1 rRNA gene is annotated in these 702 nt (G+C 53.6%); it reads right to left on the minus strand.

Annotated elements, in window-relative coordinates:
- Positions 1-702 (minus strand): 23S ribosomal RNA (locus ACFPYN_RS18705); the annotation flags it as partial.

The raw sequence follows: 702 nt of genomic DNA on the forward strand, positions 1-702 counted from the left end.
CCGCCCCAGTCAAACTGCCCGCCTGACACTGTCTCCTACCCCGATAAGGGGCAAGGGTTAGAAGTTCAACACAACCAGGGTAGTATCCCACTGACGCCTCCTCCGAAGCTGGCGCTCCGGAATCTCAGGCTCCTACCTATCCTGTACAAGTTGTGCCAAAATTCAATATCAGGCTACAGTAAAGCTCCACGGGGTCTTTCCGTCCTGTCGCGGGTAACCTGCATCTTCACAGGTACTATAATTTCACCGAGTCTCTCGTTGAGACAGTGCCCAGATCGTTACGCCTTTCGTGCGGGTCGGAACTTACCCGACAAGGAATTTCGCTACCTTAGGACCGTTATAGTTACGGCCGCCGTTTACTGGGGCTTCAATTCGCACCTTCGCTTGCGCTAAGCACTCCTCTTAACCTTCCAGCACCGGGCAGGCGTCAGCCCCTATACGTCACCTTACGGTTTTGCAGAGACCTGTGTTTTTGCTAAACAGTCGCCTGGGCCTATTCACTGCGGCTCTCTCAGGCTTTAACACCCTAATAGAGCACCCCTTCTCCCGAAGTTACGGGGTCATTTTGCCGAGTTCCTTAACGAGAGTTCTCTCGCTCACCTTAGGATTCTCTCCTCGACTACCTGTGTCGGTTTGCGGTACGGGCACCTTCCACCTCGTTAGAGGCTTTTCTTGGCAGTGTGAAATCAGGAACTCCAGACC

It is taken from the genome of Paenisporosarcina macmurdoensis (assembly GCF_042658845.1).
GTDB classification, from domain to species: Bacteria; Bacillota; Bacilli; order Bacillales_A; family Planococcaceae; genus Paenisporosarcina; species Paenisporosarcina macmurdoensis.